Source organism: Bradyrhizobium sp. USDA 3256 (genome assembly GCF_054058275.1).
Genome location: NZ_JBSSAE010000002.1, coordinates 1,454,832 through 1,474,433 on the forward strand (window position 1 = coordinate 1,454,832; position 19,602 = coordinate 1,474,433).

Consider the following 19,602-nt stretch of genomic DNA (forward strand, 5'->3'; position numbering starts at 1 on the left):
TCCGAACGGACATCGTACGGTCTGTTTCGGCCACCGCGGCGTCGGCTTATAAATAAGAGTACCGTCATCATCCTGCGGCTTTCGTGCCTTTTCGATCGCCGCCCTGTTGAAATGGCGGGACTCACCCTATAGACCGACGTGGCCTTCGATCGGCGCGTTGGGGCGTAGCCAAGCGGTAAGGCAGCGGATTTTGATTCCGCCATTCGGAGGTTCGATCCCTCCCGCCCCAGCCAGCAAACAAGCCATTGATTTCAATAAAGGAAATCGTTCTTCCCGGTCGAGCCCCGCCGCCATTTCGGGCGGATTGGGCCGGCTGGCTGGAAATCTGTGCCGCTTTCGTTTCCATGGCGGCGGGCGACAAGCCCCGAGTCGCCCGGAGATCCAGGTCAACGGGCGATCGTAATCACGACATAACGACGGATCTGACGTGGCGAATACCAAGAAGGCCCGCGCTGCTGCTGGCGCGAAGAAGAAAAGCAAGGGATCGGCGCGTTCCGGGATCTCGTCTTCCTCACCGCTTGGCATGCTGGCGCTCCATCTTCTCGAGCTGTGGAAGAAGTCCGGGCGGGACGGCATCGTTTTCCTTGCGGAAAGCGAGAACAGGGCCGAGCGCCTCGGCAGCGTGCTGCATTCGCTCGATCCTTCGCTCGAGGTGCTGGTGTTCCCGAGGCTGAATACCTTGCCCTTTGACGGGCTGGAGCCGTCACGAGAGATCGCCGGCCGGCGCAGTTCGGTGTTGAGGCGCCTCGCCCGGAGCAAGAAGCCGGTCTTCCTGGTATCGACGGCGGAGGCGATCATGGAGCGGTTGCCGTTGCCCGCCAGCTCGGCGCGCCTCAGCATCAGCTTGAAGGTGGGGGCGGGCTACTCCGAGCAGGAACTCAAGGATCGTCTGGAAGCTCTGGGATACGATCTCGACGAAGAGGCGGATTATCCCGGCAGCGCTCTGTTCCACGGAATGACGTTCGAGGTATTTCCCGCGGGCGCGCTGGGGCCGTTCAGAATTGAGCATTCTGGTGGCGTGATCCGCAGAATCGCCGGTGTCGATCCGGACGAGCACGACGTCGTGTTCGACGCGGAGGAACTGCACATCGACCCGATGTCCGAACGGATCGCGTTGGGAGGCAAGCGGGTGCAGCGGGCGGCGCTGCCGGATTATTGTGAGCGTGCGCGCTGGATCGCGGACGCGGGCGTGTCAGGCCACGCTGATAGCTGGCTGAGCACGATCAAGGAGGCGGCCGGCCGCAGGGAGGCGGAGCGCGAGTATCTGGGGCCCGCTGACTGGAAACGGCTGACCAGACGGATGAGCTCGCTGCCCCGAAAGGCAGCTTTCACCGCCACGCCCGACTTCTCGAAGGTCGCCTCGTCGCGGAAAGCTCTTCGCGGATTTGTCGCCGACACCGAGCGCGCCGGATCGCGGCTGCTGTTTGTCGCGGCGGTCGAGGATGACCTGCGCGCGATGGAGCGAATGAGCGGGATCAAGGCGGAGCGCTTTGCAAACTGGAACGTGGCGGCGAAGGGACGAGGCGGCGCAGGCGCGCTGCTGGCCGACTTCGACACCGGCTTCATCGGCTCAGGGCGCAAGCCGCTCGTCGTCGTGACGGCGACCGACGTGCTCGGCAGCAGGGCGCATCATCCGCAGCCTATGGCGAGAGCCTGGAGTTCGGCTTTCGATCATCCCGACGTGCCGGAGCGCGGCGCGGTCGTCGTGCATCTGCAGCGCGGGCTGGCCGTGCTCGATGGCTTGCAGACCTTCGATGTGGGGAAGGGATCATCGCGCGAGATGATCAGGCTGGCATTCGCGGGGGATGATGCCGTCCTCGTTCCGCCGGCCGATCTTGCGCTGATCTGGCCGTATGCCGCGGAGCTCGGCAAGCTGGCATTGGACAGGGCCGATGGCAGTACGTGGTGGACGCGCCGAACCAAGGCGGAGCAGGAAATTCAGACTGCCGCCAAGGCGCTTGCCAAACACATCGCGCAACGGCGCCGCCGGCGCGCTCCCAAGCTGGTCGCTCCCGGTCCCGCATATGAGCGGTTCGTCGCGCGCTTTCCCTATTTCACGACCGTCGACCAGGCGAAGGCAATTCGCGACGTGCTGGACGATCTTGCCTCCGGTCATCCGATGGATCGGGTCGTCTGCGGCGACGTCGGGTTTGGCAAGACCGAGGTGGCATTGCGCGCGGCGGCGGCCGTTGCGCTGTCGGGCAAGCAGGTTGCCGTGGTCGTGCCGACGACCGTTCTGGCAAGGCAGCACGTCGCAACCTTCCGCAAACGGTTTGCCCCGCTTGGCATCGAAGTGGGAAGCCTGTCGCGGGCGACGTCGTCTCCGGAGATGAAGGAGACCAAGGAGGGCCTGCGAAGCGGCAAGATGAAGGTCGTGGTCGGCACGCAGGCGATCGCATCGAAGGACGTGAAGTTCGCCAAGTTGAGTCTGGTCATCATCGACGAGGAACAGCACTTCGGGGCGGCGGAGAAGGCGAAGCTTTCAGGCCTGGCGAAGGGCGTCCATACGCTGTGGATGAGTGCCACGCCGATTCCGCGCACGCTAGCGGCGGGCCTTGCGGGATTCAGGGAGCTTAGCGTGATCGCATCTCCGCCCGTTCATCGGCTTCCGGTCGCGACCAGGATCGCTCCGCTCTCGGACGCCGCCATTGCCGCCGCATTGCTGCGCGAGCAGCGACGTCACGGGCAAAGCTTTCTGATCTGTCCGCGCATCCAGGATCTGGATCCGATGCTGGCGCGCGTGCAGTCGATGGCCCCGGAGCTGCGCATCGTCTGCCTGCACGGCAGGCTGCCCGCCGACGAAATCGACGATCGAATGATGAGTTTCGTCGAGGGCGAGGCGGACGTCCTCCTGGCGACCAACATCGTGGAAAGCGGTCTCGACATCCCCAGGGCGAACACCATCGTGGTGTGCTGGCCGGAAAAGTTCGGTCTGGCGCAGCTCCACCAGCTCAGAGGCCGTGTGGGACGCGGCGGGACACGCGCCTTCGCATACATGCTGACCGAATCCAGTTCGGAACAATCCGGGAGGCGTTTGGCCGTTCTGGAGGAGTTCAGCAGACCGGGCGCCGGTTTCGCGATCAGCGAGCGGGATCTCGACCTCAGAGGCGCCGGGGATCTGCTTTCGGAACGGCAATCCGGCCACGTGCAGGTTTTCGGTCCGGTGCTATACAGCCATCTTCTCAAGCAAGCCTCGGAGAAGACCAACGACCGGTCCGCCGATCTATGGGTACCCGATCTCAACCTTCCGCTCGCGGATTTGCTGCCCAGGAGCTATGTGCAATCGGAGTCCGTGCGGCTTGAAATCTATGGCCGTGCCGCGAGGTGCCGGAGCGAAGACGATCTGGAAGATCTCGAGGAAGAGACCTCGCGACGCTTCGGCAGGCTGCCGTCGGCCGGTCGGGACTTCTTTGCCGCGGCGAGGCTCAGGATCGATTGCAAGCGGCGAGGGATCGTGAGGCTCGATGTCGGCCCGGAGGCCGTCGCGGCGACGTTCCTTCCCGGGAGGCTGCCCAAATCCAGAGCACGTTCGCTCGAGCGCGATGGCGATCGCGTGTTCTATTCGGACAACATACACGAGCCGCCTTTCGAGCGGATCGAGGATCTCCTGGACATTTTGGACGAGTGAGGGCGACGCGGCTCCGTCGGAGACGAGCCTTGCGGATGCACCGCGTACAGTAGAGATGTTTCAGCGCGCTGCGGCTGCGGAGAACAAATCGACCGATTCTGCGCGCTGACATCCCAGTGACATGTAGCATCGTTACTGCACATGCGCGGCAAACCGCCCGCCGTCATTCGGCCTGCTCCGAGCCATCGGAAAGCCCCCTTCCAGACGCGAGTCGACGGTATTCGGGGCGGGTTATGTTGTTCAAATCTCGGCGTTTTGGGCCGAAATGTCGTGCCCGGGATACCGGAATCAGTGCCGCCGAAGCCGGCTTCGGCTTTCGCTTTCTCAGTAGGACTACGCGTTTTGCACACCGTTCCGCGCGGTGTTGCCCAATCTTGTGCCCGATAGCGGTAACTGAAATATTTGTGTTGTATTTCAATGGCTTGCTGAAATGTCGCAATTCAAAAGCCCGTGATATTTGTGCAACATTTGCCCGAAAACAGCCGCAACTCGCCCCAAACCGAGCGGTCTTTTGTTGCGTGATCGGGGGCCTTCTGTCTCATATGGAACTACGACGGAGGGGGGCATCCCGAGGTCGTCCCGTTCTAGGTGGTTCGCTTAAGTCCCTCGCGTTCATGCGGGTGTGTCCGAAGGCGCGAAGCGACTAAGCGGGGATTTTAAGGGACAAAGGGAACCAACCTGAGGGTGTTTTACCCGGCGGATCCGGAACCTTCCCTGAGATAGAGCAACTTGGAGGTTTAACATGAAGATGGTTAAGAGCCTTATCCTCGGCTCGGCGGCGGCTCTCGTCGCGGTCGGCGGAGCTCAGGCGGCCGATCTTCCCGTCAAGGCCAAAGCGGTCGAGTACGTGAAGGTTTGCTCCCTGTATGGTCCCGGATTCTACTACATCCCGGGCACCGACACTTGCATCAAGCTGGGCGGCTACCTGCGCGTCGACGTTCTGGCGAACACCAACTCGGACCACACCGGCAACACCTCGGGCGCTGGTGGTGCGAACAACCGCTTCACCAACGGCTACACCTGGCGTTCGCGTGAAGACCTGAACATCGATACGCGCACCGCGACCGAATACGGCGTGGTCCGCACCTTCTTCGATGCGACCTTCTCCTGGACCTCGGACACCTATGCCGGTCAGGGCAACGGTGCGACCGTCTACTCGCCGATCGGCGCGGTTTCGGCTCCGAACAACGCCAACTCCGGCGCGGTTGCAGGCGGCACGGTCGGCGTCTACTACGCCTTCATCCAGTTCGCCGGTTTCACCATCGGTAAGGCGGTCTCGCAGTTCTCGGCTCCGTGGGCCAACTATCCGGGCAACAGCTACGACGGTCTCGTCGGCGGCGGCGGAACGATCACCGGCGTGAACCAGTTCACCTACACCGCGCAGTTCGGCAACGGCGTGTCGCTGTCTCTGTCGGCTCAGGATCAGTCGGCTTACTACCAGGCTGGTGTGGCCAACCTCGGTGCGCCCGTCAACTTCGGCGTTCCCGGCAACGTCAACACGTTCGGCGTCAGCGACTATGCCGGCACGATTGCTCCGGATCTCGTCGCGATGCTGCGCGTCGATCAGGCCTGGGGTCTGTTCCAGGCATCGTTCGCCGCGCATAACAACCACGTGGCCTACTACGGCGGCACCGAGTTGACCGGTCATCCGGACGACAAGTGGGGCTGGGCTGGTTCGTTGGCCTTGTCGATCAAGAACATCCCGACCGGACCTGGCGACACCATCAACTTGCAGGGTGTCTACACCAACGGTGCGACCCGCTATAACATCCAGGATCTCGCCGGCTCCGCTGGTGCGAACACCATCTTCGGCGGCACGAACGTTCCTGGTGCTTACCAGAGCATCGGCTTCGGCAGTGCTCCGGACAGCGTGTTCGTCACGGGCGGTCAGCAGCAGCTGATCACGACCTACGGCTTCCGTGGTGCCTACGTGCACAACTGGAACCCGAACTGGAACACCAGCATCTACGGTGCTTGGGCCCAGGTTAACTACAACGGCACCGCCAAGGGCTACCTCTGCGGCCCGGCTGGCAACGGCGTGGGTGGCTCGCTCAGCAACTTCTTCGGTGCTGGTTCGGCCCTGACGTCCTGCAACCCCGACTACAGCATCGCGCAGCTCGGCACGCAGACCCAGTGGACCCCGGTGAAGAACCTGACCTTCTCGGCCGACTTCACCTACACCCGTCTGGACCAGAGCTTCGCTGGTACGGTCGCCTTCCCCGGCAGCGCCACGATCGGCAAGCCGGCCGCGGTCTACGAGCTGAAGGACCAGAACACCTACATGCTGCTGCTCCGCGCTCAGCGCAACTGGTAACACCGGTTGATCTGACTGCAAGCTAACAGAGCCCCCGGCGCCAAAACGCCGGGGGTTTTGCTTTGTGATGCCGGTTCTGGCGCCTCACGCGGCGAGTATGTCGCGCACCATCGGCACCACCTTGCTGCCATAGAGCCCGATGCTCTTCATCAGCTTGTCGTGCGGCAGCGGGCCCGCCGAGTATTTCAGCTGGAAGCGCGCCGCGCCGAGCGTCTTCACGGTCGACGCGATCTTGCGGGCAACGGTTTCCGGCGCGCCGACATAGAGCGAGCCGTGCTCGGCCTCGGCCACGAACTCGTCGCGGCCCATCGGCGGCCAACCGCGCTCCTTGCCGATCCGGTCACGCATGACCTTGTAGTCCGGCCACAGCTCCTCGCGTGCCTGCGCGTCAGTCTCGGCGACATAGCCGGGCGAATGCACGCCGATCGGCTTCGGTTCGCGGCCGAACTGCTGATAGGCGCGCTGGTGCAGATCGACATAGGGTGCAAAGCGCTTGGGATCGCCGCCGATGATGGCAAGCATCAGCGGCAGGTCGTAACGCGCCGCGCGTACCACCGACTCCGGGCTGCCGCCGACGCCGATCCAGGTCTTCAGTCGTCCGTGCTCGACCGGCGGATAGACCGACTGGCTCTTGAGCGGTGGCCGCAGCTTGCCCTGCCAGGTCACCGGCTCCTGCTTGAGCAGTTCGGTGAACAGATCGAGCTTCTCCTCGAACAGCTCGTTGTATTGCCTGAGGTCGAAGCCAAACAGCGGGAACGACTCGGTGAAGGAGCCGCGGCCGAGGATCACCTCGGCGCGGCCGTTCGAGACCGCGTCGACCGTGGCGAAGCGCTGGAAGACGCGGATCGGATCGTCCGAGCTCAGCACGGTCACCGCCGAGCCGAGGCGGATGTTTTGGGTGCGCGCGGCGATTGCCGCCAGCACGGTCTCGGGCGAAGAGATCGCAAAATCGGCGCGGTGGTGCTCGCCGAGCCCGATGAAATCGATCCCGAGCTCGTCGGCCAGCACCGCTTCGTCGACGACGTTGCGGATCACCTGGGCATGGGGCAGCGGCGTGCCGGCGGCGTCGTTGGTGACGTCGCCAAACGTATCAAGCCCGAATTCGACGGAGGTCGTCATGGTCAGTCCAGTTGTCGGCGTGGCGGAGCATCCGCCACGGGCCACCCATCGCACGCAGGCCGAAAGGTCGGGTTGCTGCGGATCTATCCGCAAGCCTGCGCTGTGGAGCCTTGGTTGGAGATAGATGGGAACTATTGCCGGTTCAGGGGGCCGGCAAGGTCACGCCGCGAAACGCAGCGTTTCCAGGCCCGATTGGGAGCAGCCTGCGGCAATCAGCCCGGGACCACCAGGAAACCGGCGCGCGGGAAATGCACCACCACCTCGCCGACGCGCTCATCCGACCGGCGGATCGCGATGTGTTGCGCCGACAGCGAGACGATCTCGCCACGCACCGGGATCTTGCCGTAGTCATCCGGCATCACGGCAACGACGTCGCCGGGCTTGCGACCGTTCGGGTCCGTGGGGTCGCCGAACACAGGTGACTCCGGCCGTGCCTTCGCCGCGATCTCGAGCGCGTCGGCCGACGACATCTCGGTGCGCGTGCTGTGGCCGATGGCGCGGATGCGCTCCTCCCATGCTGCAACGCGCGGAAAGGACGTCATGATCTCGTCCATCGTGGCGAGACTCTGCCGCGCGTACCACACGTTCATGTAGGCGCTGACGTCCGCGAGGGCTGAACTCGCCGAACAGCCACGGCCGGCCGTCGCCGAGTTGCGCCTCGATCCAGTCGATATTGGCGCGGAACTGGTCGCGCATCTGCGGCAGCGCCGCGGTCATGGCGGCGACGTCGAACTTGCCGCCGCGCAACTTCTCGCGATCCTCGATGAAATCCCGCGGGACCTTGTCGCCGATGAAGCCGAACACGAGGTTGACCGTGTTCTGGAAGAACGGCCGGTCGGTCCACATGCCGAGCCCAGGGCATGCCGGCATTGCCTGCCGGAAACAGCGTCGGCGTCGGGTAGCGCCGCTCCAGCTCGCGGATGATGATCTGTGTGTCACAATAGATGTCGGCACCGATCTGCATCGTCGGCGTGCGGCGATAGCCGCCGGTCATCGGCATCAGGTCGGGCCGCGGCATGATCCGTGAGATCCGCACCGAGTTCCAGGCGAGTTTCTTGAATCCGAAGATGATGCGGATCTTCTCGGAGAACGGCGATTGATCGAAATGGTGCAGGATCGGCGTGGGCTGCGACATGGCCTTCTCCCGGGACAGGGTGCGATCTCGACGGACCTTGCCGCATAAGCTGACAAGATTCCGGCCCTATATTCGCGGTGAGGAGGGCGGCGCAGCGCGTTCAGAACTGCTCCGCCCACGGCCGCAGGTCGAGCTCCAGCGTCCAGGCGCTGCGATGCTGGTGGTGCAGCACCCAATAGGCGTCGGCAATGGCCGCGATGTTGAGCATGCCATCCGGTCCGCGCTCATCCTTCAATTGCGGACGCATGCTCAGCAGGCGGTCGCCCTCGATACCGCCGTCGACCACGACATGACCGACATGGATGCCCTGCGGCCCGAATTCCCGCGCCACGCTTTGCGCCAGCGCGCGGAGCGCGGCCTTTGCGGCGGCGAACGGTGAGTAGTTGGCCTTGCCGCGCAGTGAACCGCTGGCGCCGGTGAACACCAGCGTGCCGCCGCCGCGCGCAAGCAAAGCGGGGATCGCGGCCTGTGCCAGCTGGAAACCGCCGAGCGCATGTTCGCGCCAGTGTTCCTCGAAGCGCTGCTCGCTGACCTTCAGGAACGGCGCCGGCCGGTTGGAGCCCGCATTGTGCACGGCCATCGCGAGCGGTGCGAGCCTCTCGGCCGCCGCGACGAAGCGCGCGACATCGGCCGCCGTGGAGGCGTCGCCGACCACATGCGCGACCGTTGCGCCGCCTGCGGCGAGCTCGGCCGCCGTCGCGGCGAGCTTGTCGGCGTTGCGGCCGGCGATCGCGACGGGATAGCCGCCGGCAGCAAAGCGACGCGCAATCGCCGCGCCGAGGCCGTTCGATGCGCCGACGCCGGCAATCAGCACGCTTCCCTGCACGGCGGTCGGCTCGAGGGCGGATCGGTCGTTCATGGCTTGCTCCATCAAGGTGCCCGCGGCGCGGGCGAAATCATTCGTCGGATGCCATCGCGACGATGCTGTCGCGCACCGTGCGCAGAACGGCGTCGGACCGCTTCTGGTCGGTGAGGACGCGCGAGATCGCCAGCGCCCCGACCATCGCACTCACCGCGAGGATTGCGTTGCCGTCGTCATCGTCGCCGAACGTCTCGGCGACCTTGGCGATGAAGGATTCGATGTGCGGCTCCATCACCGCGCGGCACTGCGCGTCGGCGCGGCCGACATCCGAGATCAGCGCGCCGATCGCGCAGCCCGACCCGGGCGAGTCGCGATGGGCGCGGCTGAGATAGCTCCGCACCAGTGTGTTGATGTTGATCGGCTTGTCGGGATCGCGCGCCGCGTGAGCCGACGCTTCGCCTGCATCCAGCGCCTGTTCCAGCGCCGCGGCGATCAGGTCGGAACGCGAGGCGAAGTGCCCATAGAAACCGCCATGGGTCAGCTTCACCTGCTGCATCAGGCCGCCGATGCTGAGCGCGTCGAGGCCCTTGCCGCGGATCTGCGTCGCAGCCTCGTTCAGAATACGCTCACGGCTCCTGGCCTTTTCGGCCTGGGAATGGCCCATCTCGCCTGTCCCCTGTTTGACTCTCTTTCTGGATTATGACCATCATGTATCTGGATGACAACCATCATCCAGAAATTATCCAGTCACAAAGCAGGGAGGAACTGATGTCCGGCAGCGCGAGCGAAGGGCGGGTCCGCCACGAGCGGCACGACCGCATCCTCAAGATCATCATCGACAATCCCGCGAAGAAGAATGCCTTCAGTCCGGAGATGATGGCTGAGCTTTCCGACGCGCTGACGCTGCTCGACAATGACGATGGCCTCTGGGTCGGCGTGCTCTGCGCCGCCGGCGGCAGTTTCACCGCGGGTCTCGACATGCCGAAATTCTTCGGTCCGACGGCGACGCGCAAGCCGGTGCCGGAGGGCAACGTCGACCCGTTCGGGTTGTCGAAGCGCTGCCGAAAGCCGATCGTCACGGCGGTGCAGGGTATCGTGTTCACCGTCGGCATCGAGATGATGCTGGCCGGCGATATCGTGATCGCCGCGGACGACAGCCGCTTCTGCCAGATGGAAGCCAAGCGCGGCATCGCGCCGCTGGCGGGTGCGCATTTCCGCTATATCAGCCGCGCCGGGTGGGGCGATGCGATGTATCACCTGTTGCTGTGCGACGAGTTCACCGCCGCCGAAGCGCATCGGATCGGTCTCGTGCAGGAAGTCGTGCCGGCGGGCCAGCAGGTCGAGCGTGCAATGGCGCTCGCGGAGATCATCGCGCGCAATGCGCCGCTTGGAATCCAGGTAACCAAAGAGGCGGGCCGCAAGTTCATCGAAGCCGGCGAGCAGGCGGCAATTGCGATCATCCCGCAGATCCGCGAACGCGTGCTCAACACATCAGATGCGGCCGAGGGCATCAAGTCCTTCGTGGAGCGTCGCCCGGCTGTGTTTCAGGGACGCTAGTTGCGTTCACGATACGTGCTCGAAGAAGCTGTGACAATGATGTCGCAGCTTCTTGATTTCGATCACGACAATGTAGCAGCGACTCTTGTCGAGATTCGTCGAATCAGGGAGATTCGAGTCATTCATTAAATTCTGTTTCGTCCTGCTTTCACTCAAGCGTCCGGTATGGATTCCCATGACAAACGCACGAGTAATAGTTGTCGGAAATAACAAGGGCGGCTCGGGCAAGTCGACAATTGCCATGCACGTCGCCATCGCGCTGATCAAGGCGGGTCAGCGCGTCGCCACCATCGATCTCGATAACAAGCAGAAGTCGCTGACGCACTACGTCGAGAACCGGCGGGCTTGGGCGCGGGAAACCTCGCTGGATCTCGGCGTTCCCGCGCATATGTGCTTCGAGACGGTGAGCGGCAGGAGCAGCGAGGTCGAGACGCTCGGGCGCGGCGCGTTGGCCGAGATCGTCGAGCGGCTCGGCCGGTCGCACGATTTCGTCGTCATCGACTGTCCCGGCCACGACACCTATCTCACGACATTCACGCATTCGCTGGCGAACACGTTGATCACGCCGCTCAACGACAGCTTCCTCGATTTCGACGTGCTCGGCACCGTCGATCCGAACGACTTCAAGGTGACCGGCATCAGCCACTATTCGACGATGGTGGAGGAAGCGCGGCGCCAGCGCAGCGCACACGATCAGCCGGCATTCGAGTGGGTGGTGCTGCGCAATCGTCTGTCCACGCTCGGTTCACGCAACAAGCGCCTGGTCGGCGAAGCCTTGAGTGAACTGTCCAAGACCCTGAATTTCCGCCTGGTCGATGGCCTGGCCGAACGCGTGATCTTCCGCGAATTCTACCCGCGCGGACTGACGGCGATCGACGACGTCAGCCAGCTCGCACTCGGTAGCCGGCCGACCATGTCGCATGTCACCGCACGGCTCGAGATGGAACGGCTGATGACCGCCATCATGCTCGGCCATCTGGTGGCGCGTCCGCCGGAATCCTCCGACGCCAGCCGCGACGCGGCGTAAGGCGACGTCGGGCCGCTACCGGCAATTGGCGTTGCCGGCGTCGGTGACGGTCAGGAACGTGATGGTTGCCGGTGTGAAGACGATCGTTCCGGCGACTGTCGCATTGCCGTCCAGCGCGGGGATGCGATCAGAGGCTCCAAGCAAAAGCGTCGCGCCATTGAGCTGGACGTTGCCGTCGGCAGGCTTTTCGCTCGCGAGCGTGTAACGTTGCGAGGCGGCCGACAGCGTGAGCTTGTGCCGCATCCGCCGATCATTGTTGATGACGAGCAGGGCCACTCCATCGGGCATGTCGCGCGCGCAATGCGCATAGACATGGAAGCCGTGACGCTCCGCGATACCGGCATCGAGCACGGTGGTGCCCATCAACCGCCGCCATAGCAGCGCAGCCCAATAATTCGGCCGCGGCAGATGAGTTCGTTCGTCCAGCAGCCCATAGTCGCTCGCGGCAAGCGTGTTGTGCATCACCACCTGAACGCCGGCCTTGGCCAGCCGTCCGAGTTGATCGAGGTAACGGAACGTGTCGGCGAAGGTTGCGGCCAGGCGATTACCGCCGCACGCGGTCTCGGCCGTCTCGGTCAGCCAGATAGGCTTTCCCGGTGCAAGCTGGTCGCGCAGCGTCTCGTAGAGGGCGAGGCTGTTGCCGGTTCGCGCCAGCCATTCGTCCGACAATGCCTGCCTTGCCCTGCGATCGCCGCCGCATCGGGCCGACAGCGCGCCATAGTGATGGTAGGAGACCGCGTCGATGCCTGCCGCTGATGCGGCGAAAAGCGCTTGGGCCTCAGCGCCGGCGCCGATCGTGCCGGGGCCGAGGATCGTCACGTCGGGCGCGGTGTCCTTCATGAAGGCGCGAAACTCTCCAAAATCCCGGCCGTAGGCCGCGGCATCGTAGCCGTCAGGGGCACTGCCGATGGCCGGCAGATCGGGCTCATTCATGAACTCGGCCGCGGCGATATGCCCGCCAGCAGATCGCGTGAAAGCGAGGAGTTGCCGGGCCTGCTCGGGACTCCATTGCCCCGCAGCGTCACGCGCGCCCGCGCTGATCGCAAAGGACGTGACGATGGGAGCGTCGACGGCGCGCGAGAACTCGATCACGTCCCGCCACTGCCGTCGCGTCAGCACGCCGTTGAAGCCGGCCGGCGGTGCAGCCGGTGGCGTCTCGGAATCCGAAAAAAACGTGCTGTTGGCCCAGGTCCCGCTGACGCGCAGATAGGCGGGGGAGAGGGCTGCGGCTAGCTTGCGCAGCCTGCCATCATGCAGGTCGATCGGAGCGCGCGCTGCGAACCGCTCCGTTTCCGCACGCCGACGCGTGACGGCGGTTGCGTAGGGCTTCCAGAACCGTCCGCCGGTCACCTCGACCATCTCGATGTTGTAGGACTGAAAGCGCGGGTCGATGGTCGCGACGCGCGGCAGGGTCGCGACATTCAGCGCGAGCTCTGCCGCGGCCGCCTTCGTATGCGCGAAGGTTGCCATCGCCGAGACGGCGACGAGGCATCGGAGCGGATAAGCCCAGCGGTCGCGCACGGGTCCTCGCGGCGTTCCGGATTGTGGCGTTCAGGATGCCGCCGCGGCTTGTTTGAATCAATGCGGGAGCGGGCCTTGCGGCTCGTTCGCGATACGATCCCACAGCGCGCGGATCATGTCCTTCATGACCAGCGCGTCCTGCCAGCGGTCGGACAGTTCCCTGCCGTCGGGCCCGGTGATGGCATAGGGCGGGGGACCGAGCTCGCACAGGAAGGTCAGGGTCGCGTCGGGACCGGCACGTTTCCGCCACGAGCGGATACCGTAGTCCCACCAACCCATGAACAGCGACACCCAGCCTTGGTGTTGCGGAAAGCCGAGCGAGATCTGCACCTGCTCGCGGCTCGCGATACGGCCATGGATGCCCCAGGCATTGTCGAGGATGCGATGGATCATCGCGTGGTTGACGTCGTCGACCGGCCAGGCGAATTCGCGGCCGACCAGATAATGCGAGAGATCGGCGGTGAGCCGCAGATCGGGAAAGCAGTCGAGCAGGTCGAGCATGAAGAACAGGTCGGTCGTCATGCGGTCGCGATGGGTTTCGACGTGCACGGCGACGCCGGCGTCCGTGGCAAGCCGCCGCCAGCCTTCGAGCAGCGGAATGCAAGCTGCGAGCCGGCGCGGCCGAGCGTCCGGCTGCAGGTTGACATGATCGGCGCCGAGCCGGGCGACCAGCTCGAGAACCGGTTTCAGGTCGTCGACGCTCTTCGGGTAGCATTGCGCCTGCCAGATCATGCCATGCGCGCGAAGGAAGCTCGTCACCTCGCGCGCAAAGACAGGATCGATGAAGCGCACGCCGGCACCGTCAAACCCGGCATCGCGGATCATCGCGAGCTGGGTTTGCAGCGGCCATTCGCCCTCATCCGCCAGCCGCCGCTCCATCGCCCAGAGCGACTGCAGGACACGCAGTTGCTGCGCCACCGATCAGGCCCGCGCCGGGATCGCCGTGGGCAGCTCGGCATGTTCGCCTTCGTCGGCGGCGATGTTCTCCTGGTAGGTCTCGGGCCCGATCCAGATCGCAACGACGGTGCAGGCGGACAGGAACATCGCGTAGCAGGCGACCGGCCACCAGGTGCCGTAGGCTGCCACCAGTGCCGTGGCGACGAACGGCGCCGGACCGCCCGATAGCAGCGAGCCGAGCTCGCGGGCGAAGGCAAAGCCCGCGAAGCGGCGTTGTGGCGGGAACAGCTCGGCGAAATACGCCGCCTGCGGCCCGAACATCGCCGCGGTCACCACGGCGCGCGCCAGGATGAAGGCGAGCGCGATCATGATCCATTCCTTGGTGCCGACCATCCAGAAGAACGGGAAGGCGAGCGCCACGCCGGCCAGCGCGCCGAACATGTAGACCGGCCGCCGTCCGATCCGGTCAGACAATGCCGCGAAGCCGAGGATCGCAAACAGTTCGACCGTGAATGCCAGCATCAGCGCGCTGAGCGCCTCCGCCTTGGGCACGCCGAGCGTGGTGATCACGTAGCTCAGCCCAAACACCGGGAAGAAATAGCCGAGCCCGTTCTCGGCCATGCGGGCGCCGAGCACGACGAAGAAGTTGCGCGGATGCCGGCGCAACGCTTCCATCGCCGGATTGCTTTCGACCTTGCCGCGCGCGACCACCGCCTCGGTGTAAACCGGCGTCTCGGTGATGCGCATGCGGACGAAGATGCCGACGACGATCAGCAGGAAGCTCGCCAGGAAAGGCAGGCGCCAGCCCCAGCTCATCAAATCCTCGCGCGGCAGCATGGTGACCAGCGCAAAGGCGGCGGCCGCAAGCAGGTTGCCGACGGAGACGCCGAGCGGCGCGAAGCCGCCCCAGAAGCCGCGATGCTTCGGCGGTGCGTTCTCGACCAGATAGATCACCGCGCCGCCATACTCGGCGCCGGCGCCGAGACCCTGGATGACGCGCATCGCGACCAGGAGGATCGGCGCCCAGATCCCGATCTGCCCATAAGTCGGCAGGAAGCCGATCGCGGTGGTGCCGATGCCGATCATCAGGAGTGTGGAGACCAGCACCGGCTTGCGGCCATAGCGATCGCCGAGGATGCCGAACAAAAGGCCGCCGAACGGCCGCACCACGAAGCCGACGCCGAAAGTCAGGAACGACAGCAGCGTGCCGACCACCGGATCGCTCTTCGGAAAGAACAGCTCGCCGAACACCAGCGCCGCTGCGGTGCCGTAGAGGAAGAAGTCGTACCATTCGAGCGCGGAGCCGATGCTTGCGGCCAGGATCACACGCAGGCGCGATGTGCGAGCGCCATCTCTTGCCATCTCGGTCATTCGTTTCCCCGTTGTTTTGGTTTTTATGGTCGTTTTGATCGGGCACGATCTCCGCAGTTGTCGCGGCGGATCGTGCTCGTGAAAGCGGCAATGCCCGCGGCCTGGCCGCGGGCATTGTGGTCGGTCTTAAGCGGCGCGCGTGAAGTAGGATTTCTTCGATGCCGACTGGGTCTCGTAGATCGATCCCTGTCGCTTGGCCGGCGGCAGTGGCATCCGCACCGGCACGTCGGTGAGCCGCGGCGCGACCACTGGAGGGCCCGCCAGCAGGCGGCTGTTGAATTCGTCGAAGTCCTTGACGCCCATCAGCGGCCAGGCGTCGCTGGCGGCCACTTCATAGAGCAGCAGGTTGCGCGGCCGGTTCGACGTGTTGGTCGCCGAGCCGTGCAGCGCGCGCACGTGATGGAACGACATGCTGCCGGCCTTGCCCATGCAGGGCACCGCGCGCTTGATGTCGTCCTGGATCTGGTCCGGATCGATCAGGCCCGCGAAGTGGCCGTCCTCGCCGTGATGATCCCACATCGTGGCGCCGGTGTGCGATCCCGGCGTCACCAGCATCGGGCCGTTCTCGATGTCGCAATCGTCGAGCAGCACGCCGATCGCGAGGATGTCGTCATTGGTATGCGGATAGAATGCCCAGTCCTGATGCCACTCGACCGGCGAGCCGTATTGCGCTGACTTCATGTTGAGCTTGGAGCCGTGCAGGCGAAGGCCGGGGCCGATCAGCTTGGTGAGGATCGAGATCACGGCGGGGCTGCGCACGATCTCGTCGAAGATCGGATGCACCTTGTGCGGCGCCTTGATGCGGCGGACGCGCGGATTGTCAGGCGAATGGCCCGGCTCGAGGTCGTAGACGTCGGTGTGCTCGCTCACGCTGGCGGCGCCGGCCACGAGCTCCGCGAGGACCGTGCGCACCTTGCCTAAGGTCTCCTGGTTGAGCACCTCGGGGACCACGATCACCCCGTCGCGCTTGTAAGCCTGGGCCTGTTCGTCCGAAATCATGCCGTTTCTCCATTTTTGTTTCATGTTAGCGCTAACATAAGGTGATGCTAGCGCTAACATCATGGCTTGGCAACCCGGAATCGTGCAGGCTCCAGCCCATGAGCTCCGAACTGACCGCCCCCGGGACCGGCCCGGCCGGTGCCGCGCCCACCCTTTCAGAGGTGGCCAAGCGCGCCGGCGTCTCCTCGATCACGGTGAGCCGGGTGGTGCGGATGCCCGACCTGGTCGCCCCGGAGACCCGGGCGCGGGTCGAGCGGGCGATGCGCGATCTCGGCTATGTCCCGAACCTGGTGGCGGGCGCGTTGGCGAGCGCGCGGACCAATTCGGTCGGCGTGCTGGTGCCGACCATCGCCAACTCGATCTTCGCCGACACGGTGCAGGGCCTGTCCGACAAGCTCGAGCCGCTCGGCTTCTCCGTGATCCTGGCGCAGTCGCGCTATGACGCGGCACGCGAGGACCGCATGCTGGCGGCGCTGTTGTCGCGGCGGCCCGAGGCGATCATCATGGTCGGCTCGCCGGCGACCGAGGAGGGCAGCCGCCTGCTGCGCAATGCGCGCATTCCGATCGTCGAGACCTGGGATCTGCCGGCAAACCCGATCGACGCGGTCGCGGGCTTCGACAATTACAAGGCCGGTGTCGCCGTCGCGAAGCATCTGGTCGCGCAGGGCCGCAGGCAGCTCGCCTTCATCGGCGGCGACGATCCGCGCGGCACGCGCCGCTGGTTCGGCTTCAGGGACGAGGCGCTGGCCAGCGGCCTTGCCGAGCCGCGCCGGTTGATCCTGGACCGCAAGGATTCCGGCAGCGTGGCGGCGCATGCACGCCTGCCCGGTGTCGACGCAGTGTTCGCCGCCAACGATGCGCATGCGATCGGCTTCATGTCCGGGCTGCGCAAGGCTGGGCTGCTGCGCGACGGGCCTGCATCGGCGCAACCGGTCGCCGTGATCGGGCTTGGCGATCTCGAAATGGGCCAGTTGATCTCGCCGACGCTGAGCACGATCAGCGTGCATGGCGACGCGATCGGCCGCACCGCGGCGACGCTGACGCTGGAGCGCGGCGGCGAGCGCCGCGTCGATCTCGGCTTCGAGCTGGTGCTGCGCGACAGCGGCTAGCGCGCCTCGTCCATGGTGCGGGCGGAGGTGCTCGTCCCTTTCCGCGCTTTCACCTTGCCGCGACCCCGGAGTCAACCGCCTCGAGCAAGGTCACGAGGCCCCGCAGGATGGCGATCGGCGAAGGCGGGCAACCCGGAATGTGGAGATCGACCGGAACAACCGCGGAGACCCCGCCAACCACGGCGTAGCTGCTGGCGAAGCATCCGCCATCCCTGGCGCAATCGCCCGCAGCGATGACCCATTTGGGATCCGGCGTCGCACGGTAGGTGCGCTCCAGCGCCTCGCGCATGTTCTTGGTGACCGGACCCGTGACCAGCAGCACGTCGGCGTGACGGGGCGAGGCGACAAACCGGATTCCAAACCGTTCGACGTCGTAATACGCATTGCTTAACGCGTGTATTTCCAGCTCGCATCCATTGCAGGAGCCTGCATCAACCTCGCGGATCGAGAGGCTGCGGCCGAGGCGTCGTCGTGCGGTGTGGCCGACCATGGCCGCGAGCTCCGCGAGCGCAGCGTCGTCCGGGCGCGGCGCCTGCTCCGTCAATGGCTGGCGAAACAGGCTCTGGAACAGAAGTTTGCGCATCGCCTCAAGCCCTCAGAGATCCTGCCCGGAATAGGAACAGTTGAACGACTTATTGCAGAGCGGGAAGTCCGCCACGATGTTGCCTTCGATGGCCGCCTCGAGCAGCGGCCACTGAAACCACGACGGATCGCGCAGATGGCATCGCTCGATCCGATCGCCGTTCAGGCGCAGCCAGGCCAGGATGTCGCCGCGGAAACCTTCGACGAGCGCCATGCCTTCGCAGGGCTCTGCCGCACTGTGCAGCGGCACTTTGACCGGGCCGGCCTCGAGGCCAATGAGGATCTGGTACGCCAGCGCAAGACTCTGCTCAACCTCGCGGATCCGGATCCAGACCCGGGCGTTGACGTCGCCGTCGCTGAGGACGGGGACTTCGAAGCGGAGGCCGTCATAGGGGAGATAGCCGGGCTTGCGTCGGGCATCATGGTCGCGGCCGCTCGCGCGCCCGACATAGCCCCCGGCGGCGAATTGCCGGGCGAGCGTTGGAGCAACGATGCCGGTGCTGACGGTGCGGTCCTGCAACGAGGCGGTGTTGTCATAGAGCTCGACCAGCGCAGGGAAATGCCGGCGGATCTGGTCGAGCGCGGCCCGGATCGCGTCGGCTCCATCGCCGGCGATATCGCGCGCGACGCCGCCGGGCACGACAAGGTCGCGCATCAGGCGGTGGCCGAATGCAGCGTCGGCCGCGCGCAGCACGGATTCGCGCAGCACGGCGCAATGCGCCTGCATCAGCGCAAATGACGCATCGTTGCAGATCGCGCCGATATCGCCGAGATGATTGGCCAGCCGCTCGAGTTCGGCCATCAGCGCGCGCAGCAACAGCGCGCGCGGCGGCACGGCAATCCGCTGCGGGGCCTCGACGGCTTGCGCGAACGCCAGCCCATAGGCGACCGTGCTGTCGCCGGAGACCCGGCCGGCGAGCCGCGCGGCCTGCTCGATCGTGCTCCCGGTCATCAGCCCTTCGACGCCCTTGTGGGTGTAGCCGAGCCGCTGCTCGAGGCGGACCACCGTCTCTCCGCTCGCGGTAAAGCGGAAATGCCCAGGCTCGATGATGCCGGCATGCACCGGACCGACGGCGATCTGATGCAGACTGTCCCCCTCGGCCGAAAGGAATTGATAAGGCGCGGCGTCCGCCGATGCATCGAGACGTTCGCCCAGCGGGAAGCGCGTTTGCCAACGGCCATGGTCGAGCCAGGGGCGGGAATCCGGTATGCCCATAGCCTGCAATCCGAAGAGGTCATGCAATGTGCGCTCCAATCGAAGCGCCGGCGGATGATGGGCCGCAACCGAAGGAAATTGGCGATCGGGACAATCCAGGCTGATCACGCCGATATCGGACGTGCGCTCGTCGAGGATGGCCATGTGCACGCGCGACGGCTCACCCCACAGCCCGAGCAGGCTCAGGCCGCCATCCGCAAATGCGTGAGCTGTGGTGCGCCAGGTATCGCCGTCCACCACGGCGCGCGGCCATGGATGATGCCGTTCGATCCTGTGGCCCGCCCGGATCAGATCGATCAACCTCGGCATATCCCGTTCTCCCTCG

The 19,602-nt window shown here is 65.2% G+C and carries 16 protein-coding genes and 1 tRNA gene; 6 read left to right on the forward strand and 11 right to left on the reverse strand.

The genetic code is table 11. The features are described 5' to 3' along the window. The first annotated feature begins 158 nt into the window (after window positions 1-158). The 3 genes from ACVWY5_RS08620 (at window position 159) to ACVWY5_RS08630 (ending at window position 5,942) form a co-directional block, all read left to right on the forward strand. Window positions 159-233: transfer RNA gene (locus ACVWY5_RS08620), tRNA-Gln, on the forward strand. Window positions 234-622: 389 nt separating this feature from the next. Continuing rightward, window positions 623-3,628 (forward strand): DEAD/DEAH box helicase, encoded by a 3,006-nt coding sequence (locus ACVWY5_RS08625; RefSeq protein WP_456671664.1) that lies wholly within the window; start codon window positions 623-625, stop codon window positions 3,626-3,628. A 742-nt stretch (window positions 3,629-4,370) separates the two neighbouring features. Further along, entirely contained in the window at window positions 4,371-5,942 is a 1,572-nt protein-coding gene (locus tag ACVWY5_RS08630; RefSeq protein WP_028334471.1) for a porin, read from the forward strand. Between the two features lie 84 nt (window positions 5,943-6,026). Here ACVWY5_RS08630 and ACVWY5_RS08635 read toward each other — a convergent pair whose 3' ends face one another. From ACVWY5_RS08635 to ACVWY5_RS08655, 5 genes are all read right to left on the reverse strand, one after another. Further along, window positions 6,027-7,061, reverse strand: coding sequence for an LLM class flavin-dependent oxidoreductase (locus ACVWY5_RS08635; RefSeq protein WP_028334470.1), 1,035 nt, complete (start codon window positions 7,059-7,061; stop codon window positions 6,027-6,029). Between the two features lie 212 nt (window positions 7,062-7,273). Beyond that, window positions 7,274-7,651 carry a hypothetical protein gene (locus ACVWY5_RS08640; protein ID WP_456671665.1) on the reverse strand — a complete coding sequence of 126 codons (378 nt, stop codon included), beginning with the start codon at window positions 7,649-7,651 and terminating at the stop codon, window positions 7,274-7,276. Beyond that, on the reverse strand, window positions 7,648-8,196 hold the full coding sequence (locus tag ACVWY5_RS08645) for a glutathione S-transferase N-terminal domain-containing protein (protein WP_456671666.1): 549 nt from the start codon (window positions 8,194-8,196) through the stop codon (window positions 7,648-7,650). Before ACVWY5_RS08645 ends, ACVWY5_RS08640 begins: the two co-directional genes overlap by 4 nt. 100 nt (window positions 8,197-8,296) lie before the next feature. After that, a complete protein-coding gene (locus ACVWY5_RS08650; RefSeq protein WP_038377534.1) occupies window positions 8,297-9,055 on the reverse strand; it encodes an SDR family NAD(P)-dependent oxidoreductase in 759 nt (252 codons plus the stop codon). Window positions 9,056-9,092: 37 nt separating this feature from the next. Beyond that, complete coding sequence (locus ACVWY5_RS08655) at window positions 9,093-9,662, reverse strand: TetR/AcrR family transcriptional regulator (protein ID WP_028334468.1); 570 nt, start codon at window positions 9,660-9,662, stop codon at window positions 9,093-9,095. A 104-nt stretch (window positions 9,663-9,766) separates the two neighbouring features. Between ACVWY5_RS08655 and ACVWY5_RS08660 the strand changes: the two genes are divergently transcribed. Continuing rightward, window positions 9,767-10,555: a crotonase/enoyl-CoA hydratase family protein gene (locus ACVWY5_RS08660; RefSeq protein WP_028334467.1), complete on the forward strand. Its 789-nt coding sequence runs from the start codon at window positions 9,767-9,769 to the stop codon at window positions 10,553-10,555. 175 nt (window positions 10,556-10,730) lie between these two features. Then, on the forward strand, window positions 10,731-11,582 hold the full coding sequence (locus ACVWY5_RS08665; RefSeq protein ID WP_080667095.1) for a division plane positioning ATPase MipZ: 852 nt from the start codon (window positions 10,731-10,733) through the stop codon (window positions 11,580-11,582). A gap of 15 nt (window positions 11,583-11,597) precedes the next feature. On the opposite strand, the gene ACVWY5_RS08670 is transcribed toward ACVWY5_RS08665, so the two are convergent. The 4 genes from ACVWY5_RS08670 to ACVWY5_RS08685 form a co-directional block, all read right to left on the reverse strand. After that, entirely contained in the window at window positions 11,598-13,103 is a 1,506-nt protein-coding gene (locus ACVWY5_RS08670; protein ID WP_028334466.1) for a hypothetical protein, read from the reverse strand. Window positions 13,104-13,160: 57 nt separating this feature from the next. After that, window positions 13,161-14,021, reverse strand: coding sequence for a sugar phosphate isomerase/epimerase family protein (locus ACVWY5_RS08675; RefSeq protein WP_028334465.1), 861 nt, complete (start codon window positions 14,019-14,021; stop codon window positions 13,161-13,163). A gap of 3 nt (window positions 14,022-14,024) precedes the next feature. Further along, complete coding sequence (locus ACVWY5_RS08680) at window positions 14,025-15,371, reverse strand: MFS transporter (RefSeq protein ID WP_028334464.1); 1,347 nt, start codon at window positions 15,369-15,371, stop codon at window positions 14,025-14,027. 126 nt (window positions 15,372-15,497) lie between these two features. Next, complete coding sequence (locus ACVWY5_RS08685) at window positions 15,498-16,370, reverse strand: phytanoyl-CoA dioxygenase family protein (RefSeq protein ID WP_028334463.1); 873 nt, start codon at window positions 16,368-16,370, stop codon at window positions 15,498-15,500. A gap of 98 nt (window positions 16,371-16,468) precedes the next feature. On the opposite strand from ACVWY5_RS08685, the gene ACVWY5_RS08690 reads away from it, so the two are divergent. Further along, entirely contained in the window at window positions 16,469-17,479 is a 1,011-nt protein-coding gene (locus ACVWY5_RS08690) for a LacI family DNA-binding transcriptional regulator (protein ID WP_028334462.1), read from the forward strand. Between the two features lie 49 nt (window positions 17,480-17,528). Here the strand turns inward: ACVWY5_RS08690 and ACVWY5_RS08695 are convergent, their stop codons facing one another. Then, entirely contained in the window at window positions 17,529-18,062 is a 534-nt protein-coding gene (locus ACVWY5_RS08695; RefSeq protein WP_028334461.1) for an NADH-quinone oxidoreductase subunit B family protein, read from the reverse strand. Between the two features lie 12 nt (window positions 18,063-18,074). Beyond that, window positions 18,075-19,586 (reverse strand): NADH-quinone oxidoreductase subunit D-related protein, encoded by a 1,512-nt coding sequence (locus ACVWY5_RS08700; protein WP_028334460.1) that lies wholly within the window; start codon window positions 19,584-19,586, stop codon window positions 18,075-18,077. Window positions 19,587-19,602 lie beyond the last annotated feature (16 nt).